The organism is Desulfuromusa ferrireducens (genome assembly GCF_055389805.1).
On record NZ_AP042415.1, the window covers coordinates 2,444,553 to 2,464,846 of the forward strand.

General features: G+C 52.2%; 14 protein-coding genes and 1 tRNA gene. 9 read left to right on the forward strand and 6 right to left on the reverse strand.

Features of this window, described 5'->3' with window-relative positions; translation table 11 throughout:
- The first annotated feature begins 179 nt into the window (after nucleotides 1–179).
- On the forward strand, nucleotides 180–2,105 hold the full coding sequence (locus tag ACZ5PT_RS10980; protein ID WP_464263077.1) for a diguanylate cyclase: 1,926 nt from the start codon (nucleotides 180–182) through the stop codon (nucleotides 2,103–2,105).
- A 77-nt stretch (nucleotides 2,106–2,182) separates the two neighbouring features.
- Here ACZ5PT_RS10980 and ACZ5PT_RS10985 read toward each other — a convergent pair whose 3' ends face one another.
- The 3 genes from ACZ5PT_RS10985 to ACZ5PT_RS10995 form a co-directional block, all read right to left on the reverse strand.
- Nucleotides 2,183–4,654: a cache domain-containing protein gene (locus ACZ5PT_RS10985; protein ID WP_464263078.1), complete on the reverse strand. Its 2,472-nt coding sequence runs from the start codon at nucleotides 4,652–4,654 to the stop codon at nucleotides 2,183–2,185.
- Between the two features lie 161 nt (nucleotides 4,655–4,815).
- Nucleotides 4,816–6,390 (reverse strand): hydantoinase B/oxoprolinase family protein, encoded by a 1,575-nt coding sequence (locus ACZ5PT_RS10990; protein ID WP_464263079.1) that lies wholly within the window; start codon nucleotides 6,388–6,390, stop codon nucleotides 4,816–4,818.
- Entirely contained in the window at nucleotides 6,390–8,369 is a 1,980-nt protein-coding gene (locus tag ACZ5PT_RS10995; RefSeq protein WP_464263080.1) for a hydantoinase/oxoprolinase family protein, read from the reverse strand. The genes ACZ5PT_RS10990 and ACZ5PT_RS10995 overlap by 1 nt, the downstream gene beginning before the upstream one ends.
- Before the next feature lie 183 nt (nucleotides 8,370–8,552).
- Between ACZ5PT_RS10995 and ACZ5PT_RS11000 the strand changes: the two genes are divergently transcribed.
- Entirely contained in the window at nucleotides 8,553–9,668 is a 1,116-nt protein-coding gene (locus ACZ5PT_RS11000; RefSeq protein ID WP_464263081.1) for a dihydrolipoamide acetyltransferase family protein, read from the forward strand.
- Between the two features lie 97 nt (nucleotides 9,669–9,765).
- Here the strand turns inward: ACZ5PT_RS11000 and ACZ5PT_RS11005 are convergent, their stop codons facing one another.
- Nucleotides 9,766–11,490, reverse strand: a complete 1,725-nt coding sequence (locus ACZ5PT_RS11005; protein ID WP_464263082.1) for a TRAP transporter permease — start codon at nucleotides 11,488–11,490, stop codon at nucleotides 9,766–9,768.
- 176 nt (nucleotides 11,491–11,666) lie between these two features.
- The gene (locus ACZ5PT_RS11010) at nucleotides 11,667–12,629 is read right to left on the reverse strand and encodes a TAXI family TRAP transporter solute-binding subunit (protein WP_464263083.1); all 963 of its coding nucleotides are present in this window, start codon (nucleotides 12,627–12,629) and stop codon (nucleotides 11,667–11,669) included.
- Nucleotides 12,630–13,051: 422 nt separating this feature from the next.
- On the opposite strand from ACZ5PT_RS11010, the gene ispE reads away from it, so the two are divergent.
- The 7 genes from ispE (at nucleotide 13,052) to ychF (ending at nucleotide 19,659) form a co-directional block, all read left to right on the forward strand.
- Entirely contained in the window at nucleotides 13,052–13,903 is an 852-nt protein-coding gene (gene ispE / locus ACZ5PT_RS11015; protein WP_464263084.1) for a 4-(cytidine 5'-diphospho)-2-C-methyl-D-erythritol kinase, read from the forward strand.
- Between the two features lie 110 nt (nucleotides 13,904–14,013).
- Nucleotides 14,014–14,088: transfer RNA gene (locus ACZ5PT_RS11020), tRNA-Gln, on the forward strand.
- A gap of 129 nt (nucleotides 14,089–14,217) precedes the next feature.
- On the forward strand, nucleotides 14,218–15,156 hold the full coding sequence (locus ACZ5PT_RS11025) for a ribose-phosphate pyrophosphokinase (protein WP_464266731.1): 939 nt from the start codon (nucleotides 14,218–14,220) through the stop codon (nucleotides 15,154–15,156).
- Nucleotides 15,157–15,205: 49 nt separating this feature from the next.
- On the forward strand, nucleotides 15,206–15,835 hold the full coding sequence (locus tag ACZ5PT_RS11030; RefSeq protein ID WP_464263085.1) for a 50S ribosomal protein L25: 630 nt from the start codon (nucleotides 15,206–15,208) through the stop codon (nucleotides 15,833–15,835).
- Between the two features lie 30 nt (nucleotides 15,836–15,865).
- Complete coding sequence (gene pth, locus ACZ5PT_RS11035; protein WP_464263086.1) at nucleotides 15,866–16,444, forward strand: aminoacyl-tRNA hydrolase; 579 nt, start codon at nucleotides 15,866–15,868, stop codon at nucleotides 16,442–16,444.
- Nucleotides 16,445–16,470: 26 nt separating this feature from the next.
- On the forward strand, nucleotides 16,471–18,483 hold the full coding sequence (locus ACZ5PT_RS11040; protein ID WP_464263087.1) for a sodium-translocating pyrophosphatase: 2,013 nt from the start codon (nucleotides 16,471–16,473) through the stop codon (nucleotides 18,481–18,483).
- Between the two features lie 81 nt (nucleotides 18,484–18,564).
- Nucleotides 18,565–19,659: a redox-regulated ATPase YchF gene (gene ychF / locus ACZ5PT_RS11045; protein ID WP_464263088.1), complete on the forward strand. Its 1,095-nt coding sequence runs from the start codon at nucleotides 18,565–18,567 to the stop codon at nucleotides 19,657–19,659.
- A 335-nt stretch (nucleotides 19,660–19,994) separates the two neighbouring features.
- Here ychF and ACZ5PT_RS11050 read toward each other — a convergent pair whose 3' ends face one another.
- Nucleotides 19,995–20,285 (reverse strand): putative quinol monooxygenase, encoded by a 291-nt coding sequence (locus ACZ5PT_RS11050; RefSeq protein WP_464263089.1) that lies wholly within the window; start codon nucleotides 20,283–20,285, stop codon nucleotides 19,995–19,997.
- Between the last annotated feature and the right edge of the window lie 9 nt (nucleotides 20,286–20,294).

A 20,294-nucleotide genomic window follows, 5' to 3' on the forward strand; every position in this document is an offset into this window, starting at 1 on the left:
AGGGTCATATTGGTGAATATCACCGTTTCAGCTTTTGGGCGGTTTGTCGATTGCCGCAATCTGACTTTTAGGCTGGAAGGCTTGCTAATGTGTAAGTATCATCTAATATTACTAGCCATTCTTGCTACGAATTTATCAGTGAACAGTTAGACCTATAAAATTGGATAATTGCTTGCGTTATGGAAAACCCCAGAAGTCTGCAATCGTTAATTTCTCGTAGCTTTCTGACCAGTTCGGTTGTGCCAATCTTGGTGATAGAAGTGCTTCTTTTGTTGCTCTACTTTGGCATCAATTCGTATATCACCAGTAGAAATAAACTCGCGCTACTTGATGAAGTCACCCTGAGTCTGCAAGAGGTGAGTCGGCGCGAAGTTGCCACGATCAATGCTCAGTTCCAAGAAGTTTCCAGGTACGCGCGAATTATCCAGAAAGATCATCAACGTTTCTTTGCCGATAGTGGCTATTGCTTGTTGCCGATCCATCCGCCCGAGTTTGGCGTGCATGAAAATGGCGCCTATTACAAGCTGTCAAACAATGGCGGTTCCAGTCTCTATTTTTCCAGCAGCACAAAAATCGGCCCGACCGAGTTACGAAAAGCGCGTTGCAGTGAAGTGCTGGATCCCTTATTGGCCTCAATCGTCGACGGTAGTCCGATTATTACTCAGGCCTATTTCAATACCTGGGACAATATGAATCGCTTGTATCCTTTTATGCCGGACGCGCCGGGGCAGTATGGACCGACCTTGCGGATGCAGGATTACAATTTCTATTTTGCCGCAGATGCCGCCCATAATGCCGAACGTAAACCGGTTTGGACTGGTGCTTATCTTGATCCTGCCGGGCAGGGCTGGATGGTGTCGAATATTGTTCCCATCTATCATGGCGATTTTTTAGAAGGCGTCAGTGGCCTTGATGTCACGATAGACAGTTTTGTGCGCAATATCCTTACTCTGACGATGCCTTGGGATAGCAAGGTGTTTATGGTCGATGAGCAAGGGATGATCCTCGCTATGCCTGAAAGCGTAGAGCTGTTGCTGGGGTTAAAAGAGCTGAAAAAACACGTTTATAGTGAGAATATCCTGGCGACGATAAGCAAACCGGAAGAATACAAAATTTTGCATAACCGGGATGCCGGGATACAGTCACAACTGCAAAACATATTTGTTTCCAAGGCACGGATCGCGCAGATGGAAATTGCTGGAACAGGCTATCTGGTCAGTCAGGAAATTGTCCCGGAAACCGGTTGGCGGATGATTACGCTGGTTGATGAATCGTCGATCTTTGCCCAGATCTACCACCTGGAAAGGCTCACGAAAAGAATCGGTTATTTAGCCATTGCCATTATGGTGTTCTTCTACCTGGTGTTCTTCTTTTTGTTGCAGCGCAAGGCGAGCAAGTTATCGACCCTGATTGCCGCGCCGATAGAAAAACTGTCGCAACTGACGAGCGATATGGGTAGTTGTAACCTCGATAGTTCGCTTGATGCTGTGGGGATCGCCGAAATCGACAAGTTGAGTCGTAACTATAACGATATGGTCTGCGAACTGGAAAAGAGAACCCGTGATTTGGTTGAGGTCGAGTTACGCGAAAAAATAGCCGAGAAAGAGGCCGAGCTATTGGAAACCCTGGCGGCCACCGATCAGTTGACCGGGCTGGCTAACCGCTACAAACTTGATGAAGCTCTTGCCTTTGAAATTGAGCGCTACCAGCGTTCTGAACGAGCATTCGGCGTCATTATGATGGATATTGATCATTTCAAAATGGTCAATGATTCCTATGGGCATCAGGTTGGTGATCGCTTGCTGGTTGAGATTGCCAGTCTGTTAAAGAGAAATATTCGCAAAACGGACCTGATCGGTCGCTGGGGTGGTGAAGAGTTTTTGATTGTTTGTCCAGAGACTTCCCGGGAGGGAGGGCTCGAGTTGGCAGAGCACCTGCGAAAAGCGATAGAAACGCATCGCTTCGCCGTGGTGAAGAGCAAAACCGCGAGTTTCGGGGTGACCTTGAGCCAGAAAAATGATCAGATCAACGATCTTGTTGGCAGGGCTGATAAGGCTCTCTATCAAGCAAAGGCTAACGGCCGGAATGTTTCTGTGTTCCTATAGGTTTATTGCTCGTCGCCCCAACAGAAGGATGTTTTTGGTTTTCCGGGTAAAAAGTTAAGGCGTAATGAGGCTTGAAATCAGGATATTAAGGACCGGTTGGTTGGATTAATGGAGTTCTTCAGTTGTTCCTGAATGGCTTTGCTCAGTTCAGACAGATCTGCCGGTTTCATCAGGACTCTAGAAATTTGCAATTTATCGGCGGTCTGCTCGTCGACCTGATCGCTGTAGCCAGTGCAAAGAATGATTGATAGCTCCGGTTTGATGCTGCGAACTTTACGGATGAGTTCGATCCCTGAGATTCCAGGCATGGTCTGATCGGTCATCAGAATCTGTATCTGGTCTGCATGGGCGGTGAAATATTCCAAGGCTGTTTCTGGCGCAGAGAAAGCCTGAACCTGGTAGCCCAGTTGTTGTACCAATTCGGCGGTACTTTCCAGTACCGCCTGATCGTCATCAACCAAGAGAATGTTTCCCGTCCCGTTGTGGATGTCTGCTTGTATTCCCACTGCCTGGACGAGCTCTGCCTCGGAGGCTTTCGGGAGGTAAATATGAAAGGTCGTCCCCTGTTCTGATTGACTCTCGACCTGAATCTTTCCACGGCTGCGAAGAATAACACGATGGACCATCGCCAAGCCTAGGCCGGTCCCTTTTCCGTCACCTTTGGTAGAAAAGAAGGGGTCGAATATCTTACTCTGGATTTCCGGGGCAACCCCAGCCCCATCGTCGCTGATAGACAGGTAGATGATCTGCTGTCTCCCTAATTCTGCCCATGTTACGGAGGGGGGCAATTCCTCAGGGGATAGTGTTTTCAACCCTATCTGGATGGTTCCAGCATGATTCGGCATCGCCTGATAGGCGTTGTTGCAGAGATTCATCATCACTTGGTGGATTTGGGTCTTATCGGCGCCGACAGGACAAGCAGTGGCAGGCAATTCGGAGACGATTTCTACGCTTCTTGGAATAGTGGAGCGCAGTAGTTTTAACGATTCTCTAACCGCGGCGGTAAGGTCGATGGTCGTTTCTTGTCCATCAGCGAAGCGGCTAAAGCTGAGAATCTGCCGAACCAGTTCTTTCGCTTTGTCCGCAGCATCATTGAGGCGATCGAGATACTTGCGGCGTTGGTCGTTTTCATCCATCTTCAACGACAGTAAAGACAGGTTGCCCGATATTGCAGCGAGCAGATTATTGAAGTCGTGGGCGATGCCTCCGGCCAAAGTGCCGACCGCTTCGAGTTTCTGACTTTGGAACAGTTGCGCTTCGAGTAATCTGTTTTCTTCTTCGCTACGACTGCGTTCGTCGATCATTTGATTTGCCGCCTGTGCCAACTGCTCAAATTCTCTGAAGGTGACATTTTCCTCCGGAATTTTGCAGGAGCTGGAGGCGGCATTGGCAAGGAAGTTATTGAACAGAGCCATGTTGTGCTGGAGTCTGCTGGCGATCATTCGTGTGGTCAGGGCTGAACAGAGGATCAGGATCAGCGACAGCAGGACCATTCTCCAAGTGTCGCTGAAAATTTCCCTATGCAATTGATCTCGTTTAATAGTGACGGCGGCGTCAAGGTTGTCATGGTAAAAGCCTGAAGCCACCAACCAACGCCATTCGGGAACTCGGGAGAAATAACTGGTTTTGTTGTAAAATTCGACACTTCCTGAACGGTCAACAAGGTAGTCGATAAACATCTGCCCGGTTTTTTTCGACTCAGTGAGGATTTTTGGGAAAGCCATTCTGAGTTCCGGTTTCTCTGATTTGAGCATATACCTACCGACCACTTTCTGGTTCGGATGGTAAACCACACGACTGTCATAATCGACGACAAACAAAAATCCTTCTTTGCCGAAATGGACGTTGCTGATTCTCTTTAGGGCTTCGGCTTTGACCTTCTGGTCGAGGTCGTCCTGGTATTCGCAGCTGCCGATAACCCAGTTTGCCGGGGCAAAGAGTTTGATAAAAGAGATCTTTGGATAGTCCTGCCCTTGATGATGAGGTTTGCTCCCGCGGTAGGTGTAGAAGCCTTCCTGGTCTTTTTTTACCACCGTGAGCATCTCACGGATGAGGTTAGGCCCCCGGGCTCCTCGAAATTCAAGAAGATGCTGTCCAGCACCCTCCGGTTGGTCGATACCTAACTCTTCAGAGCCGTCCAGATTGATTGCAAAGAAGCCTCCGCACCCATCGTTGGAGTTCATGCCGCGCAGGATCTCTTTCACCAGGGAAAATATTTCTGCCCGCGGTTTTTCTCCTTGGTAGCGTTGGTAGAGGTGGGTCGCAAGCTGATGGGCTTCATAAACCCGGTTTTTTAAGCGTTCGTTGCGTTGCTCTTCAAGTTGGGTGCGGGTGTCGCGGATTGAGTCAATAGCCGAATCGACCTGATGAGAAATCAGTTCCTTTTGTTGGGCGAGGTATTGCTCCCGGAGTTCGACAACATCCTGTTCAAATCTGATTTTTCGGTCGAAATACCATTCTCCCCAGAGCAAGAAGGAGGTCAAGACGACCACAGAAATCATGCCGAATAGAAACAGTCTAACAATGCTGTAGCGTCGCGAAAGGGGCATAGAACTCTTTGGGGCTCGGGTTCTTTATCGTCTCTTAGTGCTGACCAGCGAGCCGTAAAACAGTTGGTAAAATATTATTTAAGGATTATGAGAGTTCTTTAGTATCTCACTTTGTTACGGCAGAAACAATACTAAACTCGCTTGGTTGGGTTATGTTGGTGCTATCGTGGCGTTCCCCAGCCCCAGCCCCCGCCCCCGGGAGTTTCAATCCGCAGACGCTCACCGGCGTCAAAGTGTCTGGAGGTTTTTCCTGCTAGCTTTTCCGGTTTTCCGGTTGTTATCCGCAGATTGCGACCAGTTTGACCTGCTTGACCACCAGCTAAGCCGTACGGTGAAAAGCTCCGCCGCTCAGTCAATACCGTCACTTCGGTTTCCTCCAACATCTCGATTTCCCGTATCAGGCCTTCACCGCCATGCCGCTGTCCAGCGCCGCCAGAATCGGGACGGATGCTGTATTGAGTTACCCGAAAAGGGAAGGCGTATTCCAGTGCTTCAATCGGCGTGTTGAGGGTGTTGGTCATGTGCGAGTGGACAGCGCTGGCGCCATCACACTGGCTGGAAGCGCCGCAGCCTCCGGCGAGGGTTTCGTAGTAGCTGAATGGTTGGCCACTGCGCGGATCAATACCGCCGATGGTGGTGTTATTCATCGTTCCCTGGCTGGCCGCGGGGATCTGTTCGGGGATCGCCTGCGCCAAGGCGCCGAGCAGCAGGTCGACGATCCGCTGGCTGGTTTCAACATTACCGCCGGCCACCGCTGCGGGGAATTGAGCGTCAACGACTGTGCCCGCCTTGGTGAGGATGGTCAGCGGTCGGGCGATCCCCGCGTTGGTCGGGACATCCTCTTTGATCAAACAACGAAAAACGTAAAGCACCGCCGACAGGGTGATGGCGTAGACCGCATTGACGCTGCCTTGGACTTGCGGCGCGCAGTCGCGAAAATCAAGCTCCGCGCTATCGCCGGCGATTTTCAGTGTCAGTTTTAGTGGCACCGGCTGATCGCTGAAGCCATCCGAATCGAGATTGTCGGAAAAGCTATACTGACCATCCGGAATAGCGGCGATGCTCAGGCGCAGCATCTTTTCCGCGTAATCGTTCAGATGACCGGCATAGTCGCGGGTCATTTGCAGACTGTACTTTTCGACCAACTGCTGACAGCGTGAAACGCCGGTTAGATTAGCCATCAGCTGGGCGGAGAAATCCCCTTCGCGTTCTTGAGGGGTACGGACATTACGCAGCAACAGGTTAAACAGGTTACGGTCGATTGCTCCGCCGCTGACTATTTTGGTCGGCGGAATGATGATGCCTTCCTGAAAAATGGAGCTCGCGACCGGCATCGAACCGGGTGACATGCCGCCAACATCGGAGTGGTGAGCGCGGTTGGCAACGTAGAAGGCGGGATCGCTGCAACTTGACACGTAGACCGGTGCCACCAGGGTGATGTCGGGCAGGTGGGTGCCGCCGGCAAAGGGATCGTTGAGCATGACCATATCCCCTTCAGCCATCGGAATGGCTTTGATTGCCGCCTTGACTGACAAGGGCATCGAACCGAGATGCACCGGGATGTGGGCCGCCTGCGCGATCATGTCGCCGTTACTGTCGAACAGCGCACAGGAATAGTCGCAGCGCTCTTTAATATTGGGCGAAAATGCGGTGCGCCCGAGGGTGACGCCCATCTCTTCGGCGATGGCGACAAAGCGGTTGCGAAACACCTGCAGTAGGATCGGATTGATCTTCATCAGCAGGCCTCCCTTGGCGTTAACAGCAGATGGCCGTAAATATCGACGTGGCATTGCCAGTCTGGTGGCAGGACGATAGTTGAGGAATACTCGGTAATAATTGCCGGTCCAGCGACCCGGTTGCCATGCTGTAATTTATTGCGGTCGATGATGCTGCTCTGCTGCGGCTGGCCGTCGAACACGCTTTCGGTGTGACCGATAAAGGCTTCTGCCTGTGGCTGTTCGCCTGCGGACAGCTGTGCGCTTGGCAATTGATGGTCTGGGCGACCGAAGGCACGTAGCCGCAGGTTGACGATCTCTACAGGTTTGTCGCGGCTCGCATAGCCGTAGGCCTGCTGGTGCTGCTGATGGAAGCCGGAGATGAAGTCCTCACTATAATCGACCAGCAGCTCAAAGGATTGACCTCGGTAGCGCATATCGAGCAGCGCTTGCAGTTCAATCCGATCGCTCTCAACGCCTTCATTTTGCAGATCTGTTCTGGCCTGAGCTTTTAGCGGTGCGAACAGTTGACCGAGGAGTTGTTTGGTTGCCTGCTGCTCGGTCAGCATCACCGTTTGCGAATAATCTTTGATGACATCGGCCATCAACATGCCACAGGCGGATAAAATACCGGGGCGTGTCGGGATCATCACCTGCGACATCTGCAGCAGTTTGGCCAGTTCCACGGCGTGCATGCCACCGGCGCCACCGAAAGAGAACAGACTGAATTCGCGCGGATCGAAGCCACGTTCCACGGAAATTTTCTTGATTGCCCCCTCCATGGCGCTGTTGGCAACGGCGAGAATCCCCTCGGCCAAAGCGACCGGTTCGATATCGAGCTGCGCGGCGAAGGTTGTCATTTTTTGTCTGACTTTTTCTGTCTGCAGTTGCATGCCACCGCCGAGAAAGTGTTCGGGGATCAATCGGCCAAGGAACAGGTTGGCGTCGGTGACGGTTAATTCTTCGCCCTTGCCGTAACAGATGGGGCCTGGATCGGCTCCGGCGCTTTCCGGGCCGACCTGCAAGGAACCGCCCCGATCAAGTCGGGCAATGGAGCCGCCGCCGGCACCGACGGTGTGGATGTCGATCATCGGAACCTTTACCGGATACCCGGCGATGGTCGATTCAGTGGTCAAGGGCAGTTGTCCGTCAATCAGCGCCACGTCGGTACTGGTGCCGCCCATATCGAAGCTGATCAGCTTTTCGTGGTCGCTCTGTTTACCGATGACCGCTGCGCCGACAGCACCTCCGGCCGGGCCGGAGAGGATGGTGCGCACCGATTCGCGTCGTGCGGTGGTTGCCGAGATCGAACCGCCATTGGACTGCATGATGCGGAACACCTCTGCCCCCGACTGCTCTGCGACCTGTCCGAGGTAGCGATCCATCTTTGGTGAGACGTAGGCGTTGATTACCGTGGTGCTGGTTCGCTCATATTCACGGAATTCAGCGAGAATCTGGTGGGACAAAGAGATTGGCACTCGCAGACTTTGCAGTTGTTCCCCGAGGAGTTTTTCATGCGCCGGATTACTGAAAGAAAACAGCAGCGAAACCGCAATCGATTCGGCCTGTGTATCTCTGAGTCGTTCCAGTAGGGGTTGCAGATCGGCCGCGGTCAGTTGCTCGATCATGTTGCCGTCACAATCAATCCGGCCGGGCACGCCTAAACGCCTATTGCTGGGGACTAGTGGTGGGTTTTTTTTCACCTGAAGGTCGTAAAGCTGCGGACGGTTCTGGCGGGCAATTTCGATGATATCCTCAAATCCCTGATTGGTAATCAGCACCGTGCGCGCACCTTTTTTCTCCAACAGGGCATTGGTGGCGACGGTCGAGCCGTGGATCAACTGGTAGGCTTGTTTTCCGGCAATCTGTTGCAGCCCGTCCAGAACGGCCTCGGCGGGGTTGTGCGGTGTCGAGAGCCGTTTGTATTCACCGCTTTTGTCACCGTCCTGCCAGATGAAGTCGGTGAAGGTGCCGCCGGTATCTACGCCGATGATCAGCATCGGAGAACTCCTTGTGAAAAAAATGTGGTTAATCGAGGTTGATCGATCCGTGCCGGATCAGTGTAACGATTTGTCGACAGAAACTGCAAGCGAGCTTTGCGGTAAGAAAAGCATCGATAACCAATGAAAGAATTGCTATGTTAATGTTCGGTGGTGCATGCCGATACTGTTAGAGGAGTGAACATGGCGATTGAAATTAGAATACCGCAGGTAAATTCTCAGGTGACCGAAGCGCGTTTGCTTAAATGGCGGGTTGTTGAAGGGGAGCAGGTTACCCGTGGTCAGATTCTTGCTGAAATAGAAGAGGGGACCTTGCTCATTGAACTGGAGGCAACGGTTTCGGGGATCTTAAGTCGTCAACTGCTGAGTGAAGGTGACAGTGCCGAAATGGGAGAGTTGATCGCCTATTTTATCCCCGATCAGGATGAAGCGGTCAGTGCCGTTCCGCCGCGGATCTCCGCCTCTCCGGCGGCCCGTAAATTGGGCAAAGAACTAAAAATATCGCTGGAGATGATCGATGGCAGTGGCCCCGGCGGCAGGATCGTGCTGTCGGATGTTGAGCGGGCCTACGCGGAGCGCACCCCGGCGGCGGTTGCTGTGTCGCGCGATTTGAGCAACCAGGCTGCTGCAGCCGGCAGTGGCAAGTCGGTTAAGGTCAGACGCTTAACGGCGCGCAAGATGGAGGAATCATGGAATACCATTCCCCATTTTTATGTCACCATGAGTATCGATATGACCGACATCATCCGCTTCCGCAAAGATATCGGTGTTTCAATCAACGATTTTATCCTCGCAGCGACCGCTCATGCCTTACAGGAGCATTCCTGGGTGAATAGTCATTGGAATGGTGAGCGGGGAATTGAGCAGGAAGACATCAATATCGCCATGGCGGTTGCCACCGAACACGGGCTCTATTATCCGGTGATTCGCAATTGCGAAGCGCTCGGTTTGAAACAGATCAGCGAAGAAGCCGGGATTCTTGCAGATAAGGGCAATCGCGGCCAACTGCAGAAGGATGAGATGGAAGGCGGTACCTTCACTATCAGTAATATGGGGATGCTAGGCGTTGAAGCTTTTGGTGCCTTGGTGACTCCGCCGCAGGCTGCGGTTCTGGCGGTCGGGACGGTCAAAGGAGAAGTGGTTGTCGATGATCAGGGCGAGCCAGCAGTGGCGCCGATTATGAAGGTGACGCTTTCGGCGGATCACCGGATTTTGGATGGCGCTGACGCGGCTGAATTTCTCGATACCTTGAAGAGTTATCTCGAAGCGCCGATCATGCTGGTCAGTGATTGCATGTAGCTGTTTGTCGCTGCTGAAATTTCTCAAGCTAAAACAAATAAAAGGGCAGAAGTCAGATCGACTTCCGCCCTTTTTACGTTTGCGTCATTCTCTGAAATTAGGCCGCTGTATTTTTCGGGAAAATCTTCCGAATCCAGATCCCACTGAGGAACCAGGAGTAAGCGTAGGTTCCGATAATAATCAGGACCATAGCCTTGACGATATCCATGGTTGTTCCATTGAGTGAGAATCCCGGAACGTAGCCGAACAGGAATGGGCCAAGGTAAAGGAACTTGGCAAATTTGAAGGCCGAAAAGGCAGTCTTCCACATATTGGCCTTGGCGATAGTGGCGCCAGCGAAGGCAGCGATACAGACCGGCGGGGTAATGTTGGAGTCCTGTGACAACCAGTAGACGATCATGTGCGCGGCCAGCTCGTTCACTCCCAGGTGAGTCAGAGCCGGAACCGCGACTACGGCAGTGATCAGGTAGGCGGCGGTGACCGGAACGCCCATCCCCAGAACCAGCGAAGCCAGAGCGATCAGCAGGATGGTCAGGACAAGGGAACCACCGGCCATTTGGATGACGATGTCAGCAAAGGTGAGCACCAGGCCGCTGTAGGTCAAGACGCCGATGATGATGCCGATAACACCGACCGTTGCTCCGATTTTCAGACTGCTCTCTGCCCCCTCCCGGGCTGCTTCGAGGAACTGCTTTGGTCCGATGCGGGTCTCCTTACGAAACCAGGAGACGACAATGCAGGAAATCAGGCCAAGGATCGCAGAATAGCCGGGGGAGTAGCCGTAGAGCATGAAGATGGTGATAACAACTAGCGGCAAGGTGTAATACCATTCTGCCTTGAGGATTTCCATGGCGCTGTGTTCTGACTTCTCGCCGACGATATTGTCCTTTTTCGCTTCATAATGGACCATAACGAAGACGCTGAAGAAATACATGACTGCCGGGAACAGTGCGACCAGCATGATCCGTGAATAGGGCTCTCCGGTCAGCTCGGCCATGATGAAACCGCCGGCACCCATAATCGGGGGCATGAACATGCCGCCGATCGACGCTGCCGGTTCGATACCTCCGGCGATGTGTGGTTTGAAACCTGCCTTTTTCATCATCGGAATGGTGAAGGCCCCGGTTGAGACCACGTTGGCGATGGCACTGCCGGATATGGAACCGAACAGGCCGGAGGCGATAACGGCAACCTTTCCCGGCCCACCTATTTTGTGCCCAACCGCGGCAAGAGGGAAGTCGATAAAGAATTTTTGCGCACCGCATTTCTCCAGAAACGCACCGAAAAGAACAAACAGCAGAATGTAGGTGGCCAGAACGTTGGCCATGATGCCGAAGATACCGTCGCTGCGATAGAAAATTTCGATACAGAGTTCCGGGAAGGTTGCTCCGGCATGGGCAAACAGCTCTGGTACGTGGGCACCGTATACGCCGTAGGCAAGCATCATGGAACCGATAACAACAAAGACGTTGCCGACCACCCGCCTGGCCAGTTCAACACTGATCAGCACGCAGATAACCGCCATGACCGTGTCGAGTTGTGTTTCGGCGCCGGTTCGGTAATTAATCGCTTCGAAATTGGCGATCCAGTAGCTTATGGTGACGATTGAGGCAACCATCAAAATGTAATCGAGTACCCGCAGCAAGATGTTTTTCGAGCGGTAGGTCAGAAAAACCAGAACGTAGGTAATGATGACATAGATGCCGCGGTGATACTGAGTGGCTGCCGGGGAGATGATAGCAGCATACGAGTAGAACAACAGTAGCCCCATGGCGCAGATATCAAACATGATTTGCTCAAATCGATTTAGCTCTTTATACACGGATAACCTCTGGACCGTTATAGGTTGATGATGCTACGGCGAACACGAAGCAAGGAATAAAGTCGGAGTACTTTATTCGCTGCTGCCTGTTCCCGATGTTTTCTTCTTGGATCGCCTGCAAACATCGGGGCAGGGGATGGCCCCTGCCCCGAATAAGTTGTTCTCAGGCGGTGATATTAGAGGACGCCTTTTTCTTTCCAAAACTTGGTAGCGCCTGGATGCATCGGCGTAACGATACCGTCAGCGCCTTTTTTAACGGACATAGCCTTGAAGGTTTTCTTCTGGGCAACCATATGCGCCAGACCTTCGTCAGTGAAGATTGCCTTCAGCATGTTGTAAACAATATCTTCAGGGACGTCTTTGTTGGCAACCCAAAGGGCCGAATCTTGGAAGGACGCTACGTCAGCGTCAACACCTTTGTAGGTGCCAGCCGGGACAGTAAGCTTGCCGAAGTAGGGATACTTGTCATAGAAGCCAGAAGCCGTGGCGTCAGCACCGAGATCAATCAACTCGATGTCGTTGGTTTGGGCAGCCATAATGACCGCACCAGACGGGAAGGCGGTGAACAGCCAGAAAGCGTCGAGCTGGTTGTTGCCGAAGGCTGCCGCTGCGTCGTTGTAACCCATAGCGTTACGCTCGATCTTGTCCCAGACGCTCATGTGAGTGAAGAACAGTTCGCAGTTGGCGAAGGCGCCCGAACCGGCATTACCGACACCGACCTTCTTGCCGGCCAGATCCTTCGTCGACTTTATGCCGGAACCTTTTTTTACGACCAATTGTGCTGGTGCGCCATAAAGGAAAGCAACCGCTTGAACGTCCTGATACTTTTTTGTATCGTTTTTCAGTAACCCGTTAGCGCCGAGATAGACATGACCGGAGTAGACAGTGCCGAAGGCAACCTTGCCTTTGTTAACGTTACGCAGGTTGGCGATCGAGCCACCTGATGATTGCGTTTTGACGGTGACTCCATCTTTCGCCAAGTCTTTGATCGGACCGTAAACCTGAACTGCGTTGGCGACGGTTTGGAATGTCCCGCCGGCCGGGCCGCCACCGAAGACATAAAGCTTGGCCATGGCAGGCAGGCTAAAAGCAAGGGTTACTACGATTAGCAGCGATAGGATTTTTGCGACTTGTTTCATGTGCGACTTCCTCCTGATGTGTGGGTTGGGTCTCAATAGTTGAGTTTTTCAGTTTGAATTTCAAAAGCTATTTTATTTGTATCACTTTTAACTGTTATGGCAAGTATGATGCCATCAATAGAATGGTGTTATTGTTCTGTTTTGGTGACGAAAAAACAGCTAGTTAGCCTTTTGTTTGGGGTTTGTGTGTCGGGGCCAATGTCGGTGGGTGGTCGGCTTTGGCCATATGTGGCCAAAAGTGGCCATCCGCGCATGGTGTTGTGACGCTCGGTAGAACCTGGTTCTTCTTTTGTGTAGTAACGGTAGGCGGTTTGGTTGGTCCTTTGGCGGGGGGGGGGGCTGTTTTGCTCTTCAAACGCCTTGACTTGTTGGCGGTGATGGGAAAGGATACCGCTTTTTGTAAACCTATGAGGGCTACGAATATGGTGTTAGCGGGGCGGGTGTTTTCCTCACCGGCAAAAATCAATTTGTGTCTGCATGTGCTCGGCCGGCGCCTTGACGGCTATCATGAGTTGGCAATGGCGATGCAGCGGGTCGATTTGTGTGACCGCATCGATATTTCTGTTGGTGGGGAGACGGGTGTTCGTGTCTGCTGTGCCGGTGTTGAATTGGCGACCGGAGAAGAGAATATTGCTGCCAGTGCCGCTCGCTTGATTCTGCGCGAAGCACAGTGTGATATCGGGATCGATATCGATATCAAAAAAAACATTCCGGTTGCGGCTGGGTTGGGCGGCGGTTCTTCTAATGCTGCTACTGTTTTGTTGGGGGTAAATGAGTTGCTCAACCTGGGGGTGACTCGGGAGCGCTTGATGGCGCTTGGTACGCAGCTAGGGGCGGATGTCCCGTTCTTTATTTATGCTGCTCCGGCCTGGGCAACCGGTACTGGGACGGAGCTTGTTCCATTGCCAGCTTTGCCGGAGGTTGCCTATCTGTTGGTCAATCCGAAAATAGCCGTTTCAACTGCCTGGGTTTACCAAAGTTTACGGTTGACAAAAGGGGGCGAACTGGCTAACCTTCCGAGGTTTTCTGTCGTGACTCAAGAGGACCTTTGTGCCACCCTGCACAATGATCTGGAGCGGGTTACTTTAGAGCGCTATCCGCTGCTCGCGCAAATCAAGCAATTGCTGATTGATCACGGTGCTTGCGGCTCCTTGATGTCCGGCAGTGGAGCGACGCTTTTTGGGGTTTTCCCGGATTATGCTGCGGTTAGTTGTGCGGCAAAAGAGTTGGCCAAGGAACACGATTGGTTGTTTTATCCCGTCCGGCCGCTCTAAAGTTTGAGGGGTAACCTGGATTTAGGGTTGACACTTGTTGCTGGTTCCGGTTAAAAACGCCGAGCTGAAACGCAACAGTTTATTTATATATGGTTTCAATAGGAAGATGATGGGGCGTCGCCAAGCGGTAAGGCACCAGATTTTGATTCTGGCATTCGCAGGTTCGATCCCTGCCGCCCCAGCCACCTATTGCTGATAGTACAAATAAAATGTGTACCTGAGTTATGCTGCTTCAGGGTTCTGGTTAGGTCATGGTTTATGCCATGGCCTAGCCGTTTTTCGTCTTCTAGCTAAAAAGGTGACTTTCGGTGGGAATGATTAAAGTTTTTACTGGTAATTCCAACGAGCCTCTGGCGCGGGAAATTTGCAAGCATCTGTCGGTTAAATTGAGTGAAGCCAAGGTGCGGACTTTCTCTGACGGCGAGGTGATGGTAGAGATCGGTGAAAACGTCCGCGGGCGAGACGTTTATGTTATCCAGTCGACCTGCGCTCCGGCTAATAATCACCTGATGGAACTGCTGGTGATGGTCGATGCTCTTAAGCGTTCATCTGCCGCGCGGATTAATGCCGTGGTTCCTTACTTCGGTTATGCCCGTCAGGATCGCAAGGTCATGCCGCGCGCTCCGATTACCGCCAAATTGGTTGCTGATTTGATGTCGGTGGCCGGAATCGATCGTCTGCTGACCATGGACCTGCATGCCGGTCAGATTCAGGGGTTTTTCGATATCCCGGTCGATCACCTCTATGCGGCCCCGGTCATGCTGGAAGAAATTCGCAAAATCGTCCCGAGCTCGGATGATCTAGTGGTGGTTTCCCCGGATGCTGGCGGCACCGAGCGTGCCCGCGCTTTTGGCAAGCGGCTGAATGCTGGTCTGGCGATTATCGATAAGCGTCGCAGCGGTCCGAATGTCTCCGAAGTCATGCACATTATCGGTGATGTTAAAGGGAAAACCTGTGTGATTATCGATGATATGATTGATACCGCCGGAACCCTTTGCGCTGCTGCGCAGGCCTTGCAAGGCGAAGGTGCAGGCGAGGTGTTTGCTTGTGCTACCCACGGTGTCTTGTCTGGTCCCGCACTGGAACGGATCGAGAACAGTCCGCTGCAGCAAGTGATTGTCTGCAATACGATCCCGACAGAAGATAAAATTAAGAAATGCAGTAAGCTCACCGGAGCTTCGGTCAGCCAACTGTTGTCGGAAGCAATCCGACGTATTCATAACGACGAATCGGTCAGCTCGCTGTTTGTTTAGCGAAAGCGGCCTGAATTAGCCAGTTTCCCAATAGATGGAGGATAGATAGATGGCACAAGCAGAATTAAATGTAGAAATTCGTGAGAACACCGGTAAGGGTGTGGCACGCAAGTTGCGCGCTGTTGGTAAGTGTCCGGCCGTTGTTTACGGTAAAGGCATGGAGCCGACCGCAATTACTATCGAGCCGAAGGATCTGGAAAAGGCCATTGCAACTGATTCCGGCTGGAATACTCTCCTCACCTTGAAGGGTGCTGCGGAAGTTGAAGGTAAGGTCGTTGTTCTTAAGGATCTGGACCTGCACGCAATCCGTCGCACCATGGTTTGTGCCGATTTCCATGCCATCGACGTCTTGAAAAAAGTTTCCTTTATGGTTCCGGTTCACACTGTTGGGACCTCCGTTGGTGAGAAGGAAGGCGGGATTCTGCAGCTTATCCGTCATGAGCTGGAAGTTGTCTGTCTGCCGACCGCAATCCCCCAGTCGATCGATATCGATGTGACCGAACTGGGTATCGGCGATGTTTTCCATGTCGCGGAGGTTGTCGTTCCAGAAGGTGCCGAGATTCCTCACGATGTTAACTTCACCGTGATCACCGTTAAAGGTCACAAGGCTGAAGAAGAGGAAACAGAAGAAGGCGAAGAGGGTGTTGAAGCCGCTGAAGCCGCACCCGAAGCTGAATAAACAACCCTTTTATCTTAAGGCGGGGTAGCTGTGAAATTACTGGTCGGGCTGGGTAATCCGGGGGACAAATACGCCGGGACTCGCCATAATGCCGGGTTTCTGGTTGCCGAACGGCTAGCTGAGCGGCACCGGATTGCGCTGAAAAAAAAGGGTTACCAAGGGGTTTACGGCGTCGGCCGTGCTGCTGGTGAAGAAACCACGATTTTACTACCGCAAACCTTCATGAATCGCAGCGGCGCCAGCGTCAATGCAGCACAAAAATCCCTCGGAGTTACTCCGGGGGATTTGATTGTTATCTATGATGATCTGGATCTGCCGCTCGGGCGGATCAGGGTCCGGCCGGAAGGTGGACACGGTGGCCATAACGGAATGCGCGATATTATCGCCGTTCTCGGTTTTAAAGATTTTATCCGTCTCAAAGTAGGTATCGGCCGACCGGAACATGGTGACATCACCAATTATGTGCTCGGTCGCTTTAACGCCGATGAACAGAAAATAGTGCCGCCGTTACTCGATCTGGCAGCAGATGCTGTCGAAACGATCATGACTGACGGGGCGCTTGCGGCAATGAATAAGTTTAATAGTTGTAACCTGCTGGAATCACTCTAAACACAAAAAAGAGAGGCAAGGAACAGATGGCACTGGAAATGTGGGCTCCTATTCTGGGAGCAATCGGCTTCGCAATTGCGATTGTCCTGTACAACATCGTTAAGTCACAGCCTGTCGGCAACGAAAGAATGCGTGAAATCTCCGAAGATATTCACAATGGTGCCATGGCGTTTCTTAATCGCGAGTACCGGGTGCTGGCGATCTTCATTGTCGTCGTTTTTGTCCTGATTGCCGTCGGCATGAACTATCAGACCGCTCTGGCCTTTCTCGGTGGTGCGCTCTGTTCCATGACCTGTGGTTTCATCGGCATGAAAGCCGCAACCCGTGCCAACGTGCGGACTTGTGAAGCTGCTCGTGCTGAAGGTCAGGCTAAAGCTCTGGAAGTTTCCTACAACGGCGGTGCCGTTATGGGAATGGCCGTTGCTTCTCTTGGTCTTGTCGGTGTTGGTGTTGCTTATATCTTCTTCGGTGGCAGCCCTGAAACCGCTAAATACATCAATGGTTTCGCCATGGGTGCTTCCTCTATCGCTCTGTTTGCACGGGTCGGTGGCGGTATCTACACCAAGGCAGCCGACGTCGGTGCTGACCTGGTCGGTAAGATCGAAGCCGGTATCCCGGAAGATGATCCTCGTAACCCAGGCGTTATCGCTGATAACGTTGGTGACTGTGTCGGCGACACCGCCGGTATGGGCGCTGATATTTTCGAATCGTATGTCGGTTCGATCATCGCGACCATGGCGATTGCTGCTGCTGCCGGTCCGGAACTGCTGACCAAGCTCGGTGGTGTAGAGATTCAGGCCAACGTCATGATCCTGCCGCTGGTAATGGCCATGGTCGGCCTGATCTTCTCGGTCATCGGTATATTCTCGATGAAGTTTCTTAAGGGTATCGATCCTGCCAAGGCGCTGCATTACACCACCTTCGTTGCTGCGGGCGGTTTCCTGGTTGCTGCATTCATTGTCATCCAGGTCCTCGGCATTACGACCGGCGTTTTCTGGGCGATTCTGGCCGGTACCATTGCTGGTATCGCTATCGGTCAAGTGACCGAATACTACACTGCTCGTGCTCCGGTTGCCCGGATTGCTGAAGCATCCAAGACCGGTCCGGCGACTAACATCATTCACGGCCTGGCTGTCGGACTCGAATCCACCGCCATTCCGATCCTGATCATCTGCGTTGCGATCTTCGTTGCGAACAACTTCGCCGGTCTCTACGGTATCGGTATCGCTGCTGTCGGCATGCTGGCGACTGTTGGTGTCACCATGACCGTTGATGCTTATGGTCCGATCGCCGATAACGCTGGTGGTATTTCGGAGATGGCTGCTCTTGGACCAGACGTTCGTAAGATCACCGACGGCCTCGATGCTATCGGTAACACCACTGCTGCTATCGGCAAGGGTTTCGCTATCGGTTCGGCTGCTCTGACTGCCCTGGCGCTGTTCTCCGCTTACGCGACGACTGTTAAATTGGAAGTGATCAACTTGATCAACCCGATGGTCGTTATCGGCCTGTTGATCGGTGGTGCACTGCCATTCTTTATCGGCGCTCTGACCATGACTTCGGTCGGTCGTGCTGCTGGCCAGATGGTTGAAGAGATCCGTCGCCAGTTCCGCGAAATCCCAGGCCTGCTTGAAGGCAAGGAAGGTGTTAAGCCGGATTCGCAGAAGTGTGTTGACATCTCCGCCAAGGCCGCTCTTAAAGAGATGGTCCTGCCAGGCGTGGTTGCTGTTGTTGCTCCAGTGTTGGTCGGTTTTGTTCTCGGCAAAGAAGCTCTCGGTGGTATGCTCGCCGGGGCGACCGTTGCCGGCGTCTTGTTGGCGTTGATGATGTCCAACGGTGGCGGTGCTTGGGATAACGCCAAGAAATACATCGAAAGCGGACAGCTTGAAGGTGAAGGCAAGGGCGGCGCCGCTCACGAGGCTGCTGTTATCGGCGACACCGTCGGCGACCCCTTCAAGGATACCTCCGGTCCGGCCATGAACATCCTCATCAAGTTGATGAGCGTTGTTTCCCTGGTCATCGCACCGCTGCTCGTATAAAGAGCATAGAGGAAATATTGCTTAATCTGATAGCCGGGGCATTTGTCCCGGCTATCTTTTATTGAAACAGGATAAAAAGTTATGGGTTTTAAATGCGGAATCGTCGGCTTGCCGAATGTCGGAAAATCGACCATCTTCAACGCCATCACCTCGGCCGGGGCTGAATCAGCCAATTATCCCTTCTGTACTATTGAGCCGAATGTCGGAGTTGTCGCAGTGCCGGACAAGCGCCTGGATGCCCTAGCTGAAATTGTCAAACCGCAGGCGATCCTGCCGACCAGCATGGAATTTGTTGATATTGCCGGTTTGGTTGCTGGTGCCAGCAAGGGGGAAGGCCTTGGCAACAAGTTTCTCGGTCATATCCGCCAAGTCGATGCGATTGCCAATGTGGTTCGTTGCTTTGAAGATGACAACGTCGTCCATGTTGATGGCAGTGTCGACCCTATGCGCGATATCGAAGTGATCCAGACCGAGTTGAATTTTGCCGATATGGATACCGTTGATAAACGGCTTCAGCGCAACGTCAAACTGGCCCGCGGCGGAGACAAAAAAGCCCAAGCAGAAGTAGCGGTGCTGGAGAAAGTCAGTGCGGCGCTCAACGATGGCAAGTCGGCCCGCTCTGTTGATCTGGATGAAGAGGAGCTTCAGTCGATCGCCGAGCTCTGTCTGATTACTATCAAACCGGTTCTCTATGTTGCCAATGTGGCAGAAGATGATCTTGAGGGTGCTCATCCGTTTGTGCAGATTGTCCGTGATCACGCAACCGCTGAAGGGGCCGAAATGGTGACCATCTGTGGTAAAATTGAGTCGGAAATCGCTGAGCTGAATGCCGAAGAAAAGACGGAATTTCTCCAGGAGATGGGACTGGCAGAAGCGGGGCTCGATCAGATGATCCACGCTGGGTATAAATTGCTCGGTCTGATTACCTACTTTACCGCCGGAGTCAAAGAGGTGCGTGCCTGGACCGTTTCTGACGGCGCAACCGCTCCGCAGGCGGCCGGGGTGATCCATACCGATTTTGAAAAAGGTTTTATCCGCGCCGAAGTGACCGCCTACGAGGACTACATCAATTCCGGTGGCGAAGCTGGGGCCAAAGATAAAGGACTGCTGCGCTTAGAGGGTAAGGAGTATCGGGTCATTGATGGCGATGTCATGCATTTCCGTTTTAATGTCTAATCTCAGCTAGTTGCTAACCGTCTATGGCGGAAGCTATTTGCTGAGTAGCGAAAACTGAACATATTTAAAAGTCCCCGTATACTTCTGTTGCGGGGATTTTTTGCATCAGTCTGTGTGTTTAGATGATAGATACAGTGCTTCTTTGGCTGGAATTTACGAACCCACCATATTTGAAAAAATGCTGTCTAAGTTGGCTCAAAAAACTTCCGTAAAAGTGTTTCCCTGTTTTTGGGAACGACAGACAAGCTTCGACTCAATATGATTCAAAGCTTGTCTGCAGCGTTTCTGTTTGTTTTGAGATGTCCCCGTTTATTTGAGCAATTCACATCTTTCGCTTATGCCAGGGGCGTCATCTCGTTCACGGTGAATGTTTCAACTGCGCCTTCCGTTGCCGTCATGTAATCCTGCAAGTGCTGTGCACCCATATGCGTCTGCCACAGCTCACGGGATTCCCAGTTTTCATAAAACATAAAATGAACCGGGTTTTCATTGTCTTGATGCAGATCATAGGTTATGCAGCCATCTTCAGCGCGGGTGACATCGATCAGCTTTAGAAGTTCAGCCTTGACCAGATCAATCTGGTCGGCGTTGGCAGTAATATTCGCAATGATCGTTAATTTAGGCATATTTTTGTC

Coding starts and splice junctions, on each gene's coding strand:
- ACZ5PT_RS10980 (WP_464263077.1), top strand. CDS start 180: ATGGAAAACCCCAGAAGTCTGCAATCGTTAATTTCTCGTAGCTTTCTG.
- ACZ5PT_RS10985 (WP_464263078.1), bottom strand. CDS start 4,654: ATGCCCCTTTCGCGACGCTACAGCATTGTTAGACTGTTTCTATTCGGC.
- ACZ5PT_RS10990 (WP_464263079.1), bottom strand. CDS start 6,390: ATGAAGATCAATCCGATCCTACTGCAGGTGTTTCGCAACCGCTTTGTC.
- ACZ5PT_RS10995 (WP_464263080.1), bottom strand. CDS start 8,369: ATGCTGATCATCGGCGTAGATACCGGCGGCACCTTCACCGACTTCATC.
- ACZ5PT_RS11000 (WP_464263081.1), top strand. CDS start 8,553: ATGGCGATTGAAATTAGAATACCGCAGGTAAATTCTCAGGTGACCGAA.
- ACZ5PT_RS11010 (WP_464263083.1), bottom strand. CDS start 12,629: ATGAAACAAGTCGCAAAAATCCTATCGCTGCTAATCGTAGTAACCCTT.
- ispE (WP_464263084.1), top strand. CDS start 13,052: ATGGTGTTAGCGGGGCGGGTGTTTTCCTCACCGGCAAAAATCAATTTG.
- ACZ5PT_RS11025 (WP_464266731.1), top strand. CDS start 14,218: ATGATTAAAGTTTTTACTGGTAATTCCAACGAGCCTCTGGCGCGGGAA.
- ACZ5PT_RS11030 (WP_464263085.1), top strand. CDS start 15,206: ATGGCACAAGCAGAATTAAATGTAGAAATTCGTGAGAACACCGGTAAG.
- ACZ5PT_RS11040 (WP_464263087.1), top strand. CDS start 16,471: ATGGCACTGGAAATGTGGGCTCCTATTCTGGGAGCAATCGGCTTCGCA.
- ychF (WP_464263088.1), top strand. CDS start 18,565: ATGGGTTTTAAATGCGGAATCGTCGGCTTGCCGAATGTCGGAAAATCG.
- ACZ5PT_RS11050 (WP_464263089.1), bottom strand. CDS start 20,285: ATGCCTAAATTAACGATCATTGCGAATATTACTGCCAACGCCGACCAG.